Raw genomic sequence first — 20,915 nt, 5'->3', positions numbered from 1 at the left:
TCATCACGCATGTCTAACGTTATCCTGTCACCAAACTTCATAAATTCGGTGCTTGGTTTACCGTCCCGAATGGTTTCAATCATCCGCACTTCTGCAATGCATGAATAACCGACACCTCCTTCAGCAATCGCACTGCCAAAATCGGTTCCCTGTTTATTGGAAACCGTGCCAGAGCCAATAATAGTGCCCGCGCACAATGGGCGCGTTTTTGCTGCGTGAGCAATTAACTGTGGGAATTCAAACGTCATGTCCACGCCAGCATTGGGGCAACCAAATGGTTTATTGTTATAGGTTGATAGCAATGGCAGGTTGAGTTTTCCGCCGTCCCAATGGCAGCCTAGTTCATCGGGTGTGACAGCGACAGGAGAGAATGCTGAAGACGGTTTGGATTGAAAAAAACCAAATCCTTTAGCAAGCTCTTGAGGGATCAAACCACGCAGCGATACATCGTTAACCAACATCACCAATCGAATCGCTTGCGCCGCTTCACTTGGGGTTGCACCCATTCTGACATCATCAGTGATCACGGCCACTTCGGCTTCAAAATCAATTCCCCATGCTTCATCTTGCATTTGAATATCATCACGCGGTCCAAGAAAAGCATCCGAACCACCTTGATACATTAACGGATCACTCCAGAAGCTTTCAGGGATCTCCGCACCTCGTGCTTTTCGTACTAACTCGACATGGTTGACGTAAGCAGAACCGTCGGCCCATTGATACGCTCTAGGCAGCGGCGAATGACACAAGGTTTGATCAAACTGCATCTCTTGCAGCAATTCGCCTTCATTCAGCGCCGTGTAAATTTCGCTGAGCATCGGTGCGGTTTCCTGCCAACGGTCTAAGGCTTGCTGTAAATGCTCGGCAATCTCAGGCACAGCAACGCATTTTGATAAGTCATGGCTGACCACGACCAATAAACCATCTCTTGTGCCGTTTTTTAGCGTAGCTAACTTCATGTCACTTCCTTATTCTTATTCGTTTATTCGCTCTTCCAACTGTAGACGTACTGTTGATTTTCAACCTGCTGCGCCGCCTCACTAAAGTGTAATGCATGCCGCGTATCAATCATCACTGCCACTTCATCGGTAAATTTTTTCTTATGCTCTTGCCCAGCTTGGAACGCTTTCGGATGTGGGCCATGGGTAAACCCGGCAGGATGAAAAGTGACCATGCCAGCTTCAATATTATCGCGGCTAAAGAAATCACCCGCATGGTAGAAGAGCACTTCATCGTAATCATCATTGTTATGATAAAACGGAACCTTTAAAGCGCCGGGGTCACTCTCAATCGGCCGAGGCACAAAGGTGCAGACCACAAAACCTTGACCAACAAACGTTGTGTGAGCGGAGGGCGGCAAATGATAGCGGTGCGACATCAACGGCCGAATGTCTCGCCAGTTGAGTTTCACCACGGAAAGATCACCGTGCCAACCTACTGCATCCAATGGGTTAAATGGATAAGTAATGACGCTGATTTTCTCATGACGTTTTAAATGAACTTGGGTGGTCTTTTCTGAATACTGCGCTTTAAACTCTGGATTAATCGACGGGACTTGCAAAACCGCAGGATCGAATATGGCGTGGTTCCCTACTAGCCCTTTTTCTGGCAAAGCATACGCCGCATCCGTATTCTCTATCATTAGAATGAACATCGGCTCACTTGGCTCAAGCCGCCAATTGGTTGAGCGCGGGATCAACACATAATCCCCTTCTGAAACGCTCAAGTGTCCGTAATCGCAATAAAAATCAGCGCTTCCTTGATGAATAAAAAGTAACTCATCACCATCGGCGTTACGCACTAAATGATCCATCGCTTGAGCCAGCTTCCATACTCGGACTTTACATTGTGCATTATGCAATAGATGTGGCACGCTCCACGGTGAACTTTGTTTGGCTTGCTCGATCAAATTAAAATTAAAGGCTCTCGGCCTTAACTCACCTTGCCATTCACTCCACCCAGTCGGTGCATGTTGGTGATGGAAATGGGCCGCAGGGCCAAAAAAGCCACTGCGTCCTGCTTCTCTTTCATAGATGGCCTCTTGCGGGAAGTCGGCATGAGCTTGGTTTGAACATACCCCTTCTCGATGAGGAAATGTGATCCATTTATGCATCGCTGAGTACTCCTCGTCGAATTTGATCTTCTTCAATCGACTCAAATAACGCTTTGAAATTACCTTCCCCGAACCCTTCATTGCCTTTGCGTTGAATGATCTCAAAAAAGACTGGGCCAATAACGGTTTGAGTAAATATTTGCAGCAAAATTCCATCTTTCATCGGTGCGCCATCAATCAGGATCCGCAGCGCTTTTAACTGATCAACATCTTCTTGATGCCCTTCAACTCGATCACTGACTTTTTCGTAGTAAGTATCCGGTGTCGGCATGAAATCCATCCCTCGCTCGCGCAGAGTACGTACCGTCTGGTAGATATCATCAGTTGATAAAGCGATATGTTGGATCCCCTCGCCATTGTATTCACGAATAAACTCTTCTATTTGTGATTTATCGTCAGACGATTCATTGATTGGGATGCGAATTTTGCCGCAAGGGGCTGTCATGGCACGGCTAACTAGTCCTGTTAGCTTACCTTCAATATCAAAATAGCGAATTTCACGGAAGTTACCAATCCGCTCATAAAAGCCAGACCAAACGTCCATGTGGCCTTGTTTGACGTTATGCGTTAAGTGGTCAATTTCGAACAAGCCAACATTGGCGTGAGTCATTCGTTGATTGGCATCGGCATAGAACTTGAAATCCACATCATAAATGCTCTGGCTACCGTAACGGTCGACAAAATAGAGCAAGCTATCGCCAATTCCATAAATCGCGGGAATGCTCAGTTCCATTGGGCCAATTTGTGTTTTGTATTCTCGCCCGCCATTTGCCTGCACATGCTGCATGGCGACAGATGCATCATGAACGCGAAACGCCATCCCACACACTGAAGGTCCATGCACTTTGGCAAACGCTGCAGCTTGGCTGTGGGGTTGAGAGTTAACGATAAAATTGATATCCCCTTGACGATATAACCACGCTTCTTTTGAGCGGTGCTTGGCTATCTCAGCAAAGCCAAGAGAAGTAAACAGCTCTTTTAACTGCGCGATTCCAGCGGGATCAGCCGCGGTGTACTCCACAAATTCAAAACCGTCTGTTCCCAATGGGTTAAATGTTGAGGTCATCTCGCGCTCCTTTTTTGTTAACGCTTGTGTTGAGTATTGCGAACATGGCGTAATTTTCAGCAAAAATGAACCCTATAACGAAAAACGGTTTAGCGGAGAACAAATAGTGTCAATGTAATTAAAATGTTACACAAATCTATTAATGAGCAATAGGATAGTAAATTAGCGAATTTCACAGAGATGATTTATTTTTATTTGACTGAATACTAAGCACTTTTACTTAATTGGCCACGTTAATCACAAGTCAATCATAACCAGTTGCTCAGTAAGATAAATAGCACGGCGTAACATTTTAGCTACATTTATCAAAAGCCGACACTGCCTCCGGCAAAAAACACACAATCGGGCGAGGTGTTAGGCGCACATGATTTTTATATGTCGAGCTACACGAACAAAACATTAGGCCAACACAGGTGAATCATTAAGTTTAAAACAATAGCCATTGGCTATATATAAGCGAAAAATTCGGTTATTTTGTCGTGCTTCTTTGATTTATCGCAGAACATCGCGTCATCCACACGCGATATGGTATGGCTTCTGTTTCCTACGAGATAACAAAATGACCATGATAAATGAACAGCGCTTGGTTGAGCACTTTCTACAACTAATTCAAATTGACAGCGAATCGGGTAACGAAAAACAGATTGCAGAAACGCTGTCTGAACAATTGGGTGAGCTTGGTTTTTCAGTCCAAAAACTGCTCGTACCTGAACATGTTTCCAATGGCTTTAACCTTTATGCTCGCCTAGCAGGACAACTCGATGACAGTGTCGTACTGAGCTGTCACATGGATACCGTCAAACCGGGGATTGGCATTACACCCGTCATTGAAAATGGCGTCATTCGCTCTAACGGTGAAACCATTTTGGGCGGCGATGACAAATCGGGTATTGCGGCCATTATGGAGGCGATTCGAACGATTAAAGCGCAAAAACAACCTCATAAAACCATTGAAATTGCATTCACCGTCCATGAAGAAGGCGGGCTACAAGGCTCCAAACACTTTGATATGTCTCATATTCAATCGGCTAAGGCGATTGTACTCGACACTGGTGGTCCAATAGGAACCATCGTTAAAGCCGCCCCAGGGCAGCAAAAAATCATCGTTAATATAAAAGGCAAACCCGCACACGCAGGCCTTGCTCCTGAAGAAGGTATTAGCGCTATCGCCGTCGCAGCCGATGCGATTACCCAAATGAAATTGCTGCGTATTGATGAGGAAACCACGGCGAATATCGGCCTTGTTCATGGCGGTGGCGCAACGAATATCGTCATGCCTGATCTTAGAATTGTCGCTGAAGCCCGTTCATTGAATGATGATAAGTTGAGCCTACAAGTTGAACATATGGTGTCAACATTTCAGGCCGCGGCGCACAAGCATGGCGCGCAGGTTGAGATTGAATCTACTCGTGCTTACAACGCCTTTGTATTGGATGAAGAGCATCCGCATATCGCTGCGATCAAAAAGAGCTTTGAATCGGTTGGGATTGCACCAAAAACCAAACGTACTGGTGGAGGCAGTGATGCAAACAACTTTAACGAAAAAGGATTAGTGACCGTCAATTTGTCAACGGGCATGGCGAAAGTTCACACCACCGAAGAGTATATTGCGATCAGTGATATGGTGAAGATTGCAGAATTCCTAACAACGTATTTGACCGAATAAGCCTTACGATAAAACAGGCCTCATTTTCGCGAGGCCTGCTAAAGAAACATTGGTGGGATTTGTATAAATTATAAGCCTATATTTTCCGTTAACGCTTTGATTTGTTCTAAATCCATGCGGTGGACTTGGATCATCTGATCGATTTGGCTAATTCTTGAATTCGCTTCATCTTGCTTATCACATGCGTCTGATTTTGCATCCCACGACTTACCTTCTAAGTAGACATCACAATCGATTTTGAGCGTTTTTAACTTCGGTACTAAACTTTCTTTCTCTTTTTGCAGCGCTTCTAACTCTTGCTTAATTTTCAATTCACGTTGGAACAGTTCGCGTGAACGTTCAAAAATCGTTGCCTGCATATCGGCTTGCCGATTTAATTTAGAATTTTTGTTCTCAACTTGCGCTAGTGTATTTTCCTGTGTATTAAGTTTCGCTTGCAGCGCTTTATTTTCTGCCATTAATGCTTGGTATTGGCTTTGCGCTTGATCCAGCTCTTGTTGATACTGCTTTTGTTGCTCTTCTAATGCTTGTTGAAGTTTATTTGCTACTTCAGTTTCGACACTGGCGACTTTTAATTGCACTTTTTCAGCTAATTGGCTTTTATCTTGGGTGAGCTGTTCATATTTTTCTTCTAGCTGATGGTATGTTTTTTGCCAGTTATTCGTGGTGATACTTGAACCGATTAAGCCACCTAATGCTAACCCCAACACCCCTGCTAACGCGATGTAGACGTAGGTGCGTTTGTCTCGTTCTTCAATCACTACGACATCGTCTTGTGCATCAATGTCCGTCTGTTTGTTCACTCTTTCGCTCCTATCTATCTCAGCGAGTTAATTCAGTAATCACAATTGAGGCAGCATAAATGACAAAAGCAGTGAGTAAAGAAACCACCACACCTTTTTGCAACTTTTCGTTGGTACGATAACGAATAAAAATAAAAGCAATGGCGATCAATAAAATAATGGTGATGAGTCGTGTCATTAGCCTATCCTCTCACGTAGTGTATATCATTTATAACACGCGATAAGTCAGAAAAAAGTAGAACAATCGACAACAAGCGTAAAGTTTTCACCCCTCATCCTACGTTTACGTCTATAAATGGTTAACAAACCACCAAACGGCAGCAAATTGAGATCAAAAGCACAATTTTTCTTGTCTTGAAAAACGCTTTATGTAACATATCTCGCCTTGATGGTAAGCGCACTTATCATCAGTTCCGATGAAGACTGCAGGAGAGTAGCCTTAGTTTATTCAAAGTATGAGTAAACAGGCTCGCCGAAGAAGTAAATCTTTCAGGTGCTAATGCTCTCTCTTATGAGAGCTGGCGAGGACTGTAGTTGGAGGAACCTCTGGAGAGAACCGTTTAATCGGTCGCCGAAGGAGCAAACCCTATTTGGGGTGAAACTCTCAGGCAAAAGGACAGAGGAGTGGAAAGTTACAATCATAAATAGGTGTGGTTTCTTCACCACTGGCCTGCTGTGATCTTTTTGTGGGATCTTTTCAGATTACTGCCCTTTCCCTCTTCTCCTTAACTGTCGTTTTATTAAGGGGAACTAATGAACAACCTGCAATCTATTCTTGAATCTATAGACAACTTTGTCTGGGGACCACCACTTTTAATTTTATTGGTCGGTACAGGCATCTATTTTACGTTTCGTCTCGGTCTTATCCAATTTCGACATTTACCTACCGCACTTAAGATGGTGTTTAGTAAAGACAAAGACGCCGGTAAACAAGGCGATGTATCAAGCTTTGCCGCCTTATGTACCGCACTTTCCGCGACGATTGGAACCGGTAATATCGTTGGCGTAGCGACAGCGATTAAGCTCGGTGGGCCGGGCGCGCTATTTTGGATGTGGTTAGCCGCGCTGTTTGGTATGGCGACCAAATACGCTGAATGTTTACTGGCAGTAAAGTATCGTCAAGTGGATGACAAAGGCCAAATGGTTGGTGGCCCGATGTATTACCTGCAATATGGCGTGGGCTCGCGAACTTTGGCGGTTTTATTCGCCCTATTTGCCATCGGCGTCGCTTGTTTCGGCATTGGTACATTCCCACAAGTCAACGCGATTTTAGATGCTACTGAAATCTCTTTTGGTGTGTCACGCGAAATATCAGCAGTGGTTCTAACGCTGTTAGTCGCATTTGTCACGGTCGGTGGTATTCAATCAATTGCTAAAGTGGCTGGGAAAGTGGTACCTGCCATGGCCCTTTTTTACATCCTTGCGTGTTTGAGTGTGATCATCAGCAACAGCGATCAATTACTCACGGCCATCAGTTTAGTTATTACTTCTGCCTTCACTTCCACAGCCGCTACTGGTGGTTTCTTAGGAGCGAGCATCATGCTAGCGATTCAATCAGGGATTGCGCGCGGTGTATTTTCTAATGAATCTGGTCTTGGCAGCGCGCCAATGGCCGCGGCGGCAGCGAAAACTGACTCTTGCGTAAAACAAGGGTTGATTTCAATGACTGGTACTTTCTTTGACACCATCATTATTTGCACCATGACCGGGCTTGCGCTGATCTTAACTGGCGCATGGCAAAGTGATTTTTCTGGTGCCGCTATGACAACCTATGCATTTGCCGTGGGCTTAAATGCGCAAACCTTGGGCCCGATGATGGTCTCCATTGGTTTGATGTTTTTTGCTTTTACGACGATTTTAGGCTGGAACTATTACGGTGAACGCTGCGTGGTGTTTTTGTTTGGCACCAAAGCAGTAATGCCCTATAAGCTGATTTTTATCGGTTTGGTGGCATCAGGTGCATTCTTGCACCTTGATATGATTTGGATTATTGCTGATATCGTTAACGGTTTAATGGCTATCCCTAATCTGATCGGATTAATCGCATTACGTCATATTGTGCTTGAAGAGACCAAGCTATTTTTTGAAAAACAGTCAGCGCCTTTGGCGCGTAATCCTCAAACTCAATACTGAGTAACCACATCGCAGGTAGGCATTAAATCGCCTACCTGCGGTTTGAAGCCTGTCTTTTCCGCTTTTTAATCTGTTTATCCAAACAAGAATACGATAAGTTTAAAACAGCTAAAATGATTATCGAGGTAGGAACACCGTATCCCAAGGCTAATCCTTCCAGAAACAACAAAAAACACACTAAGATAACTGCACAAATAACCAATATATTCAAATTACCCTCAACACGTGATGTCTCGTAATCCATGCAAGGTTTTATATCGTAAATTTAAAGCAGTAACTTCAAAAAATGTCATTCTAGCTTTGTTCAGAAAACTCCTACAACTAATTGATTAAATTATCTTTTCTCAAGCATTAATTTTAGACCCAGAGCAACTAGAACCACGCCTGTTGTCCCTTCCATCCATTTCATAAACGACGCATTCTTGAGTAAGTTTTTTGCAAAGCTTAATGCGCCCGCTAAACCGCACTGCCAACACATAGCGATAACAAAATGAATGGCAGCCATCAAAAGCGATTGCAACAACGGAGAATATTCTGGGTTAATAAATTGCGGCAAAAATGCGAGATAAAATACTGCCGTTTTAGGGTTCAACACATTGGAAAGAAAGCCTTCACGCAATGACCGCTTCAGCGTAAATTCACTGTGTGAAATCGCCGTAACCTGCATACCTTGGCTATTTTTCAGCAACGCTTTTAAGCTGGATAGTCCCAGCCAAATTAAATACGCCGCACCAATCATTTTAACCACATGAAACAGCTCGGCCGATTGTGCCAAAATCGCCGAAATACCAACGGCGGAAAAGGTCGCATGCACAAATAGCCCCATGCAAATACCCAAACTTGTTATGCTGCCGTCAGTGAACCCTGCTCGTGATGTGTTACGAATCACCAGTGCCGTATCTAGCCCCGGAGTTAGCGTTAATATAGTAATTGCGATCAGAAAGGCTTCAACGTTTTGGATATACATACCCGTCCTTGTATAAAAGAAATGTCATCGTTTGCCTTTTTATACCTGAGCTCTTTTATAAAGTCTTTAACAGTTTTCACTGGATAAGAAAATAATGAAATCCCCTCAGCTTTGTTGGTTTGGGTCACGCTCTTTCACCTTGATTGACTTGGATAGCCTTGGTTAGACACTTAATGGTTGCTACACTTACTTCTCTTTTACGTCACGGAAGGCTAATTCCATGGATGCATTCAATCAATTAGTTCAACATTCTAAGAAAATTTCACATTTCAATCATTTAGCGGCTATTTGTGGCTGGGATCAAGCCGCAGTAATGCCTGCTGGCGGCGCTCAAGCTCGCTCGGAAGCGATGGCGCACTTGTCCGTTCATATTCATAGTTTACATACTCAACCTCAATTGGCTGAATGGTTTGATAAAGCACAAAATGAGCCATTGGACGATGAGCAAAAAGCAACTCTGCGTGAACTCAAACGCCACTGGCAGCAGGCAAACGTACTACCTGAAGCTTTGGTGCAAGCGAAATCTCTTGCTGGTTCAAAGTGTGAACATGCTTGGCGTACCCAACGCAAAAACAATGATTGGGTCGGTTTTGAGAAAAACTGGGCTGAGGTGGTCACACTCTCACAGCAAGAAGCGCAGATCCGCGCTGATGCTACAGGTTTAACGCCTTATGATGCGATGCTCGATCTTTACGAACCGGGTACAACAACTCAATCATTGGACGCTGTTTTCAGCGATGTTAAAACTTGGCTGCCAACATTAATCGATCAAGTCATAGAGAAGCAACGCGCCGAAGAGATAATCATACCGACTGGCCATTACCCTGCTGAAAAGCAAAAGGCGCTAGGCTTAGAAGTCATGAAACTGCTTCAGTTTGATTTTGAACACGGTCGCCTTGATGAAAGCGTTCACCCTTTTTGCGGCGGTGTTCCAACCGATGTTCGGATCACCACTCGTTATAATGAGTCGGAGTTTATTCAGTCTCTAATGGGCATTGTCCATGAAACGGGCCACGCACGTTATGAGCAAGGCTTGCCTAAACATCTTGCAGGTACACCAGCAGGAGAAGCGCGTTCGATGGGTATTCATGAATCTCAATCGCTCTTTTTTGAAATGCAGATGGGGCGCAGTGAACCCTTTATTGAGCACTTAGCCACCCTAGCCGCCCGCTATTTTTCAGGTAGTGAAGATAAAGTATTTGCACAAGCGAATTTCCAGAAGATCTACACTCGAGCTGAAAAAGGCTTTATTCGTGTCGATGCCGACGAGCTCACTTATCCAGCGCATGTCATTTTACGTTATGAAATTGAACGTGATTTGATCAATGGTCATATCAAACATACCGATGTGCCTGAGCTATGGGATCAAAAAATGCAGGCTTACCTCGGCCTTTCTACCCAAGGAAATAACCAAAACGGCTGTATGCAAGACATCCACTGGACAGATGGCGCTTTCGGATATTTCCCAAGTTATACACTTGGCGCGATGTACGCTGCGCAGTTTATGGCAGCAATGAAGAAAACGGTGGATGTTGATGCCGCCATTCGCAGTGGTGATTTATCACCAATATTTACTTGGCTTGCCGATAATATTTGGCGAAAAGGTAGCTTATTAACAACCGATGAATTGGTGAAACAAGCGACTGGGGATGTGCTTAACGCTCAATATTTCCAAGACCACCTAAAGCATAGATACCTTTAGCGCCAAACTTAAAAAGCAGCTTAAATCGCTGCTTTTTTCACACTTAGTTAACGCTCAATAACACGCAGGAATTCATGATGAACTTTTCATCAATGCATCTTTACGCAAGCGCCATACTGTCAGTAACATCGCCAGTAACGCTAGTACGCTCATGCCAATATAAACCAAGCTAAAACCTTGTGATAATACCTGAGTGGAAACGCCGGCCTGCTCGGCACCGTGTTCAGCAACCATGACTTCGCTTGGCACTCTCAGGTAAAAGAGCGCGGAACAGAACGCAACACCGAGTGCACCGCCGAGTTCTCGTCCAAAATTAAACAGTGACATGCCAATGCCGCGATCGCGTGCGGGTAAGACACTTTGTACAACAACGCCTAAGGCCGGTAAGGTTAAACCAATACCTATACCCGCAAAACCCAATGCAAATTTCACCCACATATCGTAATGAACTTGCCACAATGCAGCCATAGCTAAAGCAAAACCGACGATCACTAACATCTTATAACGACCAAACTTCGCGATGAGCTTCCCACCCACATAAGCGCCAGAGGTAATACAGACCATGAAGATCACCATAATGGCACCGCTTTCTGACGGAGTGAGTCCTTTTTGCCATTGAAACTGCAGTGGTAAATAGACCAAAAGCGCAAACATCAGCATTTGCGATCCCATAATAAGAACAATCGCGGTCAGATAATTCGGAAGACGTGCTAAACGCGCCGGTAAAATAGGATCACTCACTCTGCGTTCAACAACCACCAAAGCAACTAAACACGCCAGTAATACAAACGCACCCCAGCCAGTAGGGATAAATGAATGTGAAGAAAGTAATAACAGCAGCAAAGTCGTCGCACTCATGAGTAACGCTGCTCCCACCCAATCAAAGCGACTATCTCTGCGCTTATTGAGATGCTTCAAATAGCGGTTAACCATGTAAAGTGCCACCAACCCTAGCGGTAAATTAATACCGAATACCCACCGCCAACTGAGGTAGTCAGCAAAATAGCCGCCAAGCAGTGGCCCTGCAATACTGGACACCGCATAAACCGCTGAAATATAACCTTGGTACTTGCCCACTTCGCGCGCAGGAATTGAATCGGCGATAACGGTAAATGCCAGAGCTATTAAGCCTCCACCGCCAATCCCTTGAATCACACGAGCACCAATTAAACTGGGTAAATCAAAAGCAAAGGTACACAGCGCGGAACCCAACATAAAGATCACGATACTGACATTTAGCATCCGAACTCGTCCGAACAAGTCGCTCAGTTTACCGTAGACGGGCAATACAGCGGTCGATGCTAATAGATAAGCAGTAATCACCCATGTTAATGCTTGTCCTGCCGAGAGATCTTGCCCAATAAGAGCCAATGGTGTGGTAACGATGCTTTTTTCAAGAGAGCCTAAAGCGATGACTAAAGCAACGCTGGCAAAAATAATTTTCGGATTAGCCGAATAAGTTGAATCGGTAGGCATGTGCCCCTCATATGAACTTGATTAGAATGCGCGACCGACACGATAACGTAATAGTGCACATCCTAAAATAGGATAGAATGGGATGGCTTATTGCATAAATGGGATTAATGATGAAACTTGATGATTTATCACTCTTTTTAACGGTAGTGAAATGTGGCAATTTTACGCTGGCAGCAAAACAAAAAGCCTTGTCCACCAGCACTTTGAGCCGCAGAATTCAGCAGTTGGAACAAGATATTGGCAGCATTCTACTGATCAGAAACAGTAAAGAAGTGGTACTAACGAAAGAAGGCGAGCATTTGTTTGAAACCTATGCCAACCTATTTAGCCAAATAGAAGATAAACAAGCACAAGCTTTAAAAGCCAAACAAGAGTTTAGAGGCGAGATCGTCATTAACGCGCCAATCCTACCCATTCGGCATCAGCTAAGTCCATTAGCACTGGAATTTTGTCAGCAACATCCTAAAGTCAACATTCGTATTCAAGTCGGTGCAGGGCTGGATTATCATACCCAGCACGACCTTGATATAGCGCTGCGTTTTGGTCCACAACCGCAATCCGATTGGGTTGCGCGCAAACTGGCTAATAACCCTTCCGTGTTGTGCACAAGCCCTGACTACTCGGCCTCTTTGCTGCTAAAACATCCAGAGCAATTACTTTCTCTGCCACTACTGACTTTAAATACCAAACAAGCGTGGATATTTGAACATCAGCAAAGCAAAGAACGTTTTCAATTTATCCCTCAGGCACGTATTAGCTCTGAGGAAATTGATACGATTTTACAAGCCACATTCATGAATATGGGTATTGCAAGGTTACCTAAAGGATTAATTGATAAGGAGTTAGAGGAGAAACGATTAGTGCCATTATTGCCTAATTGGCAGATTGAAGGAGCGGATGTTTATTTGCTGCACCCTCAGAGACGTTTTCTTCCTGAGCGAACTCAGGCATTTATTGACTACATCATCAATCACTGGTCGCGCTTTGCTTTCAGTTACTGGCGTACTTGAGAATGTACACCACACCATACTGCTCAAATAAAAAACCACTTCTTGCTGCTAACGAGCAAGAAGTGGTTGAAAGCGATTGAGTGACTAGATTAAAGAAAGTGGAAGGTCGCGTTGAATGAAACCGTACCAATATCGTCATCGCCCAAAGTGTAATTCATGTAACTTGCACCAACTGAAATTGGCCCCATCAGGAAGTATTCAGCGCCTACACCGTACATGATGTCAAAACCATCATCTATTTTATTGCTGTTTAATTTTTTATCCCAAGAATGCAAACCACCCTTGGCATACACATGCAGAGGGCCAAAATCAATGCTTGGCTTTACCGCAAAATAAACAGAAGAGGCCGCGATTTCATTCGTGGCAGTGACTTCAAATTTGCCATGGTCGGTGTAACCCGCTTCGAGGCCAATCAGAGGAAGAATACCAGTACCGGCATGAATGTTGTACGAAGTACCGCTTTTACCATTCAAATCCGATTGGCCTACTGATGCGCCGCCATAAATCCAAGAGTCAGCAAACGCCATTGAAGATGTACTGATCAGCGCCAGTGCGATTAAAGTCTTTTTCATGATGAACCTTCTTTATTTAATTTGGCAGTGGCCTCAAAACGGCGACCGATTGCCACATAGCGTCAAATTATAGTGAACTGTTGGTTAGATGCAAATCTTATACCTAACAAGCATCAATCGCATTTTTTATACGTTTATCTGAAACTGGATAAGGAGTGCCAAGTTGCTGAGCAAATAAACTCACGCGAAGCTCTTCAATCATCCAACGGATCTCTTTAACATTTTCAGGTACTTCTGCACCGCGAGGTATCTTGTTTAGTAGCGCTTTGTAATCATTGGTTACCGCTTCAATTTTCAACATGTGCAAACGATCCTTATTTGGATCAATGGGTAACTTCTCCATCCGACGTTCAATCGCGCGCATGTAACGCAGAATATCCGGCAAACGCTTCCAGCCGCATTCGGTGGCAAAGCCTTTAAAGATCAAACCTTCGATCTGCGCTTTGATATCCGATAACGCAAAAGCCATCGTAAAATCGATTTTCCCTTTCAGCTTTTTATTAATGTTGAATGCCGTGGTAAGGATCGTCTCCACTTGTTGGGCGATATCGACCACAGTATCGCCCAATTCAGCGCGCACAAACTCTTTCAGTGCCTCAAACTGCTCCGGCTCCCACACTAAACCGCCTTGCTGCTCAATTAACTTATCAATCCCACAAGCAATACAGTCATCAATCAGGTCCAGTACTTTGCCATACGGGTTAAAGTAGAGCCCCAATTTTGACTTGTTCGGTAAATTGGTGTGCAGATATTTAATCGGTGAAGGAACGTTCAGCAAAATCAGACGCCTTTGCCCTGCTTTCATTGCATTGAGTTGTTCTTGCTCGGTCTCAAAAAGCTTAATTTCAACACTTTCTTTACTATCCACTAACGCTGGATAGGCTTTAACCTCGAAACCGCCGCGCTTTTGTTGGTACACTTTCGGTAATTCACCAAAGCTCCACGTATGCAGACCTTGCTGTTCAATATCATCGTCTGCCACTTGAGAGAGTGTTTCTTGTACTTTCTCTTTCAAACTCTCTTTCAGCTGATATAAATCTTTATGCTCGTTGAGTTTGCGATTTTTATGATCCACCGCGCGAAAAGTGATTTTTAAATGATCCGGAACTTGCTCTAGCTTCCAATCTTCACGCTTCACCTCGACGCCCGTCATGCGTCTTAACTCTTTTTCCATCGCATCCAATAAAGGCAATTCCATCGGTGTGACACGAGCTAAAAACGCATCCGCATAGTTAGGTGCCGGTACAAAGTTTTTGCGCAGTGTTTTAGGCAAAGACTTGATGAGGCTGACAACCAATTCATGACGTAACCCGGGGATCTGCCAATCAAACCCTGTCGGCTCAATTTGATTTAGGATCGGCAATGGCAAATGTACCGTGACACCGTCACTATCCACGCCAGGTTCAAATTGATAGCTGAGCTTCAGCTTAATACCGTTTTGATGCCAAAAGTTGGGATAATCTAAATCAGTGATGTGGCTAGCATCACCTTTAAATAACATCTCTTTTTCAAAGTTGAGTAGATCTGGGGTGGCTTTGCTGACTTTTCGCCACCACGCATCAAAATGACGCCCAGAGACCACATCCGTTGCTACTCGCTGATCGTAGAACTCAAAAAGCTGTTCATCATCAATCAAAATATCGCGGCGGCGAGATTTATGCTCAAGCTCCTCGACTTCAAGTAATAAGCGACGGTTTTGCTTGAAAAACGCATGTTTGGTTTCCCAATCACCTTCAACTAATGCGCTGCGAATGAAAATCTCACGACATAGTGGCTCGTCAATGGTGCTGTAGTTAATCAAACGTTTAGGCACAATAGGAATGCCATATAACATCACTTTTTCATAGGCCATGACGGCGGCTTGTTTTTTTGACCAATGCGGTTCGCTGTAGCTACGCTTGATCAAATGCTGTGCCAGCGGTTCCACCCATTCAGGCTGGATTTTAGCTGCAATACGCCCCCACAGTTTAGAGGTTTCCACCAATTCGGCGACCATCACCCACTTGGGCTGCTTTTTAAACAGACCAGAAGCGGGAAAAATATTAAAGCGAGCGTTACGAGCCCCTTGGTATTCATTTTTCTCTTGGTCTTTGATACCGATGTGCGACAGTAAACCAACCAAAATTGCACTGTGGATACTTTGGTAATTGCCCGGTTCGTCGTTCAATTTGTAATCCATTTCACGCATCGACTGGTGAATTTGGAAGTAGACATCCTGCCATTCGCGTACCCGCAAATAATTGAGGTAATCTTGTTTACACTGCTTACGAAATTGGCTGCTGCTTAACGCTTTTTGCTCAGTTTGAATGTGGTTCCACAAATTCACTAGGCTCAGGAAATCGGACTCTTCATCAAAAAATCGGCGATGTTTCTCATCTGAGGCTTGTTGTTTATCTGATGGGCGTTCACGTGGGTCTTGAATCGAAAGTGCAGCGGCAATCACCATTAGCTCTTTTACGCAGCCAAGCTTTGGCGCTTCAAGCACCATACGCGCCAAACGGGGGTCAATCGGCAAGCGTGCTAATTTGCGCCCCATATCCGTCAACTGCTTTTTGCTGTCGTGACCGTGTTTATTGGTATCAGGAACAATCGCACCAAGCTCTTCAAGCAAACGCACACCATCTTGAATGTTGCGTTTATCCGACGCTTCCACAAACGGGAATGCTTCAATATCACCCAGCCCAAGTGCGGTCATTTGTAAAATAACCGAGGCTAAGTTGGTACGCAGTATTTCCGGATCGGTAAATTCTGGGCGTGAAAGAAAATCCTCTTCGGAATAGAGGCGTATGCAGATCCCTTCTTCAACACGACCACAACGTCCTTTACGCTGATTTGCACTCGCTTGAGAAATTGGTTCAATCGGCAAACGTTGGACTTTGGTGCGGTAGCTATAACGGCTGATACGCGCCGTACCTGGGTCAATGACATATTTGATACCCGGAACGGTAAGGGATGTTTCTGCCACGTTGGTGGCTAAAACAATGCGCCGCCCTATATGGGGCTGAAAGATTTTATTCTGCTCACCGGCGGATAATCGTGCATAAAGCGGCACAATTTCAGTATCACGTAAGTTACGTTTACTGAGCGCATCGGCCGTATCACGAATTTCTCGCTCACCATTCATGAAGATCAGAATATCGCCAAGTCCTTCAGCACAGAGTTCATCGACGGCTTCAAAAATACCTTCAAGTTGATCGCGGTCTGCGTCCTCTTCACCAAGCAGTGGTCGATAACGCGTATCGACCGGATAAGTACGACCCGACACTTCAATGATAGGCGCGCCACTAAAATGGTTAGAGAAGCGTTCAGGATCGATGGTGGCCGAAGTAATGATGACTTTGAGATCCGGACGACGCGGCAGCAGTTCTTTCAAATAACCTAAGATAAAATCGATATTTAAGCTGCGCTCATGCGCTTCATCGATAATGATGGTGTCGTACTGATTGAGAAAACGATCATGCTGGATTTCGGCCAACAATATCCCGTCAGTCATCAATTTGATCTGAGTCTGCTCGGAAATTTGATCGTTAAAACGAACTTTATAGCCAACAAAGCCCCCCAGTTCTGTTTCCATCTCTTGCGCTATTCGGCTCGCGACCGAACGCGCAGCAAGACGACGTGGTTGCGTATGGCCAATCAGGCCATATTTACCGCGCCCAAGTTCTGCGCAAATTTTGGGTAACTGAGTCGTTTTGCCTGACCCTGTTTCACCCGCCACAATTACCACTTGGTTTTCAGCAATCGCTTTGGCGATATCATCGCGTTTTTGGCTTACGGGCAATAAATCAGGGTAGTCGATGGTAACGCGGCTGTTGAGACGCTGCTGCGCCACCATCATTGACTGAGCAATATCGAGCGCAATTTGATCAAAAACGGCATGTTTGGCTTGCTCATTTTTTATTTTGCTCGCACCAGAGATGCGTTTACTCAGACGAAAACGATCACGCATCATGCATTCTTTCAATGCATTGCGCAGAGATGCCGCACTGTTGCTGCTAGCGTTCATTGACTTGTGTTGATTGGGCTGTGACGAGGTCAAAGCATTTCCTATTCATTTCATTACATAAAACTGAGCGGATTGTAGCATAATCAACGCACCTGCAATCAGTTATCCTTTCACAAACGGCGAGCATTTATTCGCTTCCTCCTCGATTCCGGTATGTTTTGCCATCGTTCGTATGATTAAGCGATTTAAAATTGGGCAATCGGATCAGGATTTCTTATGTTTATAAGAAAATCGCCGCTACAATAGCGACATGATTACTGAAACGATAAAACTGTGAAAGCATCTGAACTGAAACACATACTCGATTCACTACCCGATAACACCGATCCAGAATTGGTGATGGGTGAGGCTTGGTTGCCTGAACGTCTTATTGACACACAATTGGACGGCCATTTTCTGTTTCTGGAGTTTGATAATGCGCCCGAGGAAGGTGAAGGAGAGGAAGAAGGTCGCGGTTTTGTTGAACATGAGATTGCCATGATACGGCGACGCTTTGAAGAAATTTTGCTAGAAAAAGCGGACAATAAATCCAAAGCCGATGCCATGTTAGCGCTTTTCCTGATGGGGCATGAATACTCAAGTTCAGAAGTCATTGAAATACTAGAAGACCCTAGCGTTCCTCAAGATCCGAATGATTTTTATCACGAGAACGATGAAGATGAATCTCGTGATATTTAGAATCTCACTTTATTCTGACTTGTGTTTTGCTCAATACGCCACTATTTAAACAATAATGACTCGAAATTTTCAGTAGGTTTTTTATGTTTAATGCCATTACATCGCTATTCAAGCAACTCTTGGACGGAGAAGATTTAGGCCAGCGCTCCAACACTAACCCCAACCTAGCGATTGCTTGTTTGCTCAGAGAAGTGGCAGGAGCCGATCATCAAATTGACACACGAGAAAATGACGCTAAGTTTCAATTAGTTAAACGACTATTAGCGTTAGATGATACAGAAACCACGGAACTGCTCATTCGGGCAGAACAAAGCGTCAAACAGTCAGCTTCATTGTATGATTTCACTTCACAATTACGCGAGCTCTCGCAAGATACGCGATATGAACTTATCAAGGCGATGTGGCAAGTGGCGCACGCGGACGGTGAGATAGACCCACTCGAAGAGGCGGTGATCCGCAAAGCGGCAGAATTATTGTATGTCGACCACAGTGAATTTATCCGCGCTAAACTTTCCGCTCAAAAATAGAGCGGATTACAACATCGTTAACGCCAATTTCGCAAGGTTGTAGGCATCAACATAAGCGGAGTGCTGTCGCCCTTCCCACTCAATGCCTTGCGCTTCTTGTGCGGCGCGGTGACCAATACGTTTTTCTTTCATTCTCTGCTGAATACGGTAGAGCGTTGCTAGGTTGATGAACTCGCTAAAAGGCATAACGATCCCCTTCTGCTCACACTCTTTAGCTAAAATTTGGTCATCACGCCCCCACGAAACATAAATCTTGTTTGGGCCGCCAAAATTCTTGACCATTGATTGAACGACACCTGCAAGTGGTCGCCCCTGTTTTTCAATTTTACGCGGAGTTATCCCGGTTAACTCACTACAAAACAGCGAAATTTCGTCTTGCTCTGGCCTGACATAATATTGAGCACGCTTCACAATCGTGCCCAACTGCACATCAATTTCAGCTAAACCCACTTCAATGATTTCACCCGTTGTCCCAACCCCATTTTCATTCCAGCAGCACATTTCTAAATCGAAGCAGACAACTCGGTTATAGTTCATTGTTCAGGCGTATCCTTTAAATATAAGTGGTCAAAGAACACTATCTTACTCGACTCCTCTCAAAAACTCGACTCTCGCCCTTTCGTTCGGACAGTTATTGGGCGATTGAAACTCGGTTGCGGCCATTTTCTTTACTTTCGTATAACTTACTGTCTGCCAAATGTAATAAAGACTCTTGATCATAAGTATGATTGATCGCCGCCCCAATACTGAGCGTGCAATACAGCACCTCATCCATGAACTCATATCCGGTTGATTCAACAGCCGCTCGTAATGTTTCTAAATAACACTGCAAAGATTGAAGTTCTGACAATTCACAAATAATGCAAAATTCGTCCCCACCTAACCGAGCTAAAACATCATTATTTCCCATATGACGTGAAATAACCGTTGCGATATGTATTAGCATCTCATCGCCTGCAATGTGGCTATGGTTGTCATTAATCAGTTTAAAATCATCGACATCAAACATTACCAACGAAAAAGCTTTTTTCTGTAAGACGTTCTCTTGCAGTAAACGTCCGAATGCACGTCGGTTATACAACCCAGTCAAACTATCGTGGTCCGCTAAAAAGCGCAGTTCTTCAGTACGTTCTTCTAGCATCTCGCTAAGATGAAGTTTTTCTCTCATCAACAAATAGACAACATAACCTAACAAGATCGAAATAATTAAACCACCGACGCTGAGCGCCACTAAAATCCACTGTATGTTGCTCGCTATTGGTTCTGAGAACTTAAAATCAATTTTCCAATCACGGTTAGGCAGAGATAAGCGTTTCTCTATTTCTATGCCTTTGATTGAATCCCAATCTGGGCTTTGGAATAGAATCGGATCATCTTCGGCATCAAATCCGAGATCGGTTACTTTCATATACAATCGATGATCGGACGCCGTGCGGCTCACCAATCCATCAAAATAAGTAGAGAGTCGAATAACACCCACTACCACACCAATCATTTCCTGTTTGTTGTAGTTAAAAACGGGATGATACACCAATAATCCATCCTTTTTGTGGTGTGCTTCTATGCCATCTTGCAATAGGCGGACCTTATCGGATATAGCAGGTAGCCCCGTACTCTCAATATGTGCAGCAATTCTTTGAAAGCGAGGGCGTAGCGAATAGAAGCCGAGCAATTCAAGGTTACTTTTGGTTTGAGGATAAATATCACTCAGAACATAAACGGGTTGTTCATTCTCTTCAGAAAATCCAATCACCTTTTGAGCCGCTTTAGGTACTGTAAATAACTCAAATTGAGGCAAACGATCCCTCATTAATGTTACAAATTCGTCAGCATCATCTTTTGTTACTTTCGCTAACCATTGCAAACCGATAAGGCTGTAGGATGTTGACATAACCCCATGGGCAAAAACGTCAAATCCTTGCACACTCCCCCCCTCGGTAGCATGCAAAAAATTGGCAGCCGAACCAATAAAACTGACATCATTTGCAACCAACGTGTCTAATATGCTTGCTTGATGCTCGGCGTGGCTATCAAACAACATGACAATATGATTCTTTTGATTAATGTAGAGTAATGAGATGACTGACGCTGTCATCATTAAGGTAATAATTGAAATACATAAAGGATAGATCACCTTTTTGTCGCTCTCGAACATAACAGCCTCTCCGTGGCTCAGGACTCAGGACTCAGGACTCA

Annotated in this window: 17 protein-coding genes and 1 riboswitch; of the genes, 6 read left to right on the top strand and 11 right to left on the bottom strand. The window is 44.3% G+C overall.

The window, feature by feature from the left end:
• The 3 genes from AACT23_RS03305 to hppD all read right to left on the bottom strand — a co-directional run.
• Window positions 1–959: fumarylacetoacetate hydrolase family protein (locus tag AACT23_RS03305; RefSeq protein WP_094126945.1), on the bottom strand; the 959-nt coding region annotated here is incomplete at its 3' end.
• Window positions 960–982: 23 nt separating this feature from the next.
• A complete protein-coding gene (locus AACT23_RS03300) occupies window positions 983–2,113 on the bottom strand; it encodes a homogentisate 1,2-dioxygenase (RefSeq protein WP_064625238.1) in 1,131 nt (376 codons plus the stop codon).
• On the bottom strand, window positions 2,106–3,179 hold the full coding sequence (gene hppD, locus AACT23_RS03295) for a 4-hydroxyphenylpyruvate dioxygenase (protein ID WP_017042492.1): 1,074 nt from the start codon (window positions 3,177–3,179) through the stop codon (window positions 2,106–2,108). Before hppD ends, AACT23_RS03300 begins: the two co-directional genes overlap by 8 nt.
• Window positions 3,180–3,738: 559 nt before the next feature.
• Here hppD and AACT23_RS03290 point away from each other — a divergent pair.
• A complete protein-coding gene (locus tag AACT23_RS03290) occupies window positions 3,739–4,845 on the top strand; it encodes a M20/M25/M40 family metallo-hydrolase (RefSeq protein ID WP_094124876.1) in 1,107 nt (368 codons plus the stop codon).
• A gap of 68 nt (window positions 4,846–4,913) precedes the next feature.
• On the opposite strand, the gene AACT23_RS03285 is transcribed toward AACT23_RS03290, so the two are convergent.
• Together AACT23_RS03285 and AACT23_RS03280 are read right to left on the bottom strand one after the other, a co-directional pair.
• Window positions 4,914–5,648 carry a chromosome partitioning protein ParA gene (locus tag AACT23_RS03285; RefSeq protein ID WP_094124875.1) on the bottom strand — a complete coding sequence of 245 codons (735 nt, stop codon included), beginning with the start codon at window positions 5,646–5,648 and terminating at the stop codon, window positions 4,914–4,916.
• A gap of 19 nt (window positions 5,649–5,667) precedes the next feature.
• Window positions 5,668–5,826: a hypothetical protein gene (locus AACT23_RS03280; protein WP_010319274.1), complete on the bottom strand. Its 159-nt coding sequence runs from the start codon at window positions 5,824–5,826 to the stop codon at window positions 5,668–5,670.
• A 358-nt stretch (window positions 5,827–6,184) separates the two neighbouring features.
• A riboswitch (glycine riboswitch) is annotated at window positions 6,185–6,278 on the top strand.
• Window positions 6,279–6,401: 123 nt separating this feature from the next.
• Here AACT23_RS03280 and AACT23_RS03275 point away from each other — a divergent pair.
• Entirely contained in the window at window positions 6,402–7,781 is a 1,380-nt protein-coding gene (locus AACT23_RS03275) for an alanine/glycine:cation symporter family protein (RefSeq protein ID WP_017050528.1), read from the top strand.
• Between the two features lie 334 nt (window positions 7,782–8,115).
• Here AACT23_RS03275 and AACT23_RS03270 read toward each other — a convergent pair whose 3' ends face one another.
• Window positions 8,116–8,748, bottom strand: coding sequence for a LysE family translocator (locus AACT23_RS03270; RefSeq protein WP_013856840.1), 633 nt, complete (start codon window positions 8,746–8,748; stop codon window positions 8,116–8,118).
• A gap of 220 nt (window positions 8,749–8,968) precedes the next feature.
• On the opposite strand from AACT23_RS03270, the gene AACT23_RS03265 reads away from it, so the two are divergent.
• A complete protein-coding gene (locus AACT23_RS03265; RefSeq protein ID WP_094126943.1) occupies window positions 8,969–10,450 on the top strand; it encodes a carboxypeptidase M32 in 1,482 nt (493 codons plus the stop codon).
• 72 nt (window positions 10,451–10,522) lie between these two features.
• Here the strand turns inward: AACT23_RS03265 and AACT23_RS03260 are convergent, their stop codons facing one another.
• The gene (locus AACT23_RS03260) at window positions 10,523–11,926 is read right to left on the bottom strand and encodes an MDR family MFS transporter (RefSeq protein ID WP_017047601.1); all 1,404 of its coding nucleotides are present in this window, start codon (window positions 11,924–11,926) and stop codon (window positions 10,523–10,525) included.
• A 98-nt stretch (window positions 11,927–12,024) separates the two neighbouring features.
• Between AACT23_RS03260 and AACT23_RS03255 the strand changes: the two genes are divergently transcribed.
• A complete protein-coding gene (locus tag AACT23_RS03255; RefSeq protein WP_013856811.1) occupies window positions 12,025–12,936 on the top strand; it encodes a LysR family transcriptional regulator in 912 nt (303 codons plus the stop codon).
• An 89-nt stretch (window positions 12,937–13,025) separates the two neighbouring features.
• On the opposite strand, the gene AACT23_RS03250 is transcribed toward AACT23_RS03255, so the two are convergent.
• Both AACT23_RS03250 and hrpA read right to left on the bottom strand, forming a co-directional pair.
• Window positions 13,026–13,508: a porin family protein gene (locus tag AACT23_RS03250; RefSeq protein ID WP_017044743.1), complete on the bottom strand. Its 483-nt coding sequence runs from the start codon at window positions 13,506–13,508 to the stop codon at window positions 13,026–13,028.
• A 103-nt stretch (window positions 13,509–13,611) separates the two neighbouring features.
• On the bottom strand, window positions 13,612–17,547 hold the full coding sequence (hrpA, locus tag AACT23_RS03245; protein ID WP_094126941.1) for an ATP-dependent RNA helicase HrpA: 3,936 nt from the start codon (window positions 17,545–17,547) through the stop codon (window positions 13,612–13,614).
• A 240-nt stretch (window positions 17,548–17,787) separates the two neighbouring features.
• Between hrpA and AACT23_RS03240 the strand changes: the two genes are divergently transcribed.
• Together AACT23_RS03240 and AACT23_RS03235 are read left to right on the top strand one after the other, a co-directional pair.
• Complete coding sequence (locus AACT23_RS03240; protein ID WP_017042483.1) at window positions 17,788–18,192, top strand: hypothetical protein; 405 nt, start codon at window positions 17,788–17,790, stop codon at window positions 18,190–18,192.
• Between the two features lie 83 nt (window positions 18,193–18,275).
• The gene (locus AACT23_RS03235; protein ID WP_026027231.1) at window positions 18,276–18,719 is read left to right on the top strand and encodes a tellurite resistance TerB family protein; all 444 of its coding nucleotides are present in this window, start codon (window positions 18,276–18,278) and stop codon (window positions 18,717–18,719) included.
• Between the two features lie 6 nt (window positions 18,720–18,725).
• On the opposite strand, the gene AACT23_RS03230 is transcribed toward AACT23_RS03235, so the two are convergent.
• Entirely contained in the window at window positions 18,726–19,256 is a 531-nt protein-coding gene (locus AACT23_RS03230) for a 3'-5' exonuclease (RefSeq protein ID WP_047689084.1), read from the bottom strand.
• Window positions 19,257–19,350: 94 nt separating this feature from the next.
• Window positions 19,351–20,874 carry a sensor domain-containing diguanylate cyclase gene (locus tag AACT23_RS03225; RefSeq protein ID WP_094126939.1) on the bottom strand — a complete coding sequence of 508 codons (1,524 nt, stop codon included), beginning with the start codon at window positions 20,872–20,874 and terminating at the stop codon, window positions 19,351–19,353.
• Window positions 20,875–20,915 lie beyond the last annotated feature (41 nt).

Origin of the sequence: Vibrio sp. V09_P4A23P171, from assembly GCF_963875615.1 — a bacterium.
Classification (GTDB): Bacteria; Pseudomonadota; Gammaproteobacteria; order Enterobacterales; family Vibrionaceae; genus Vibrio; species Vibrio anguillarum.
Note: the sequence above shows the minus strand (reverse complement) of the source record. Positions and strands in the feature narration are given on the sequence as shown.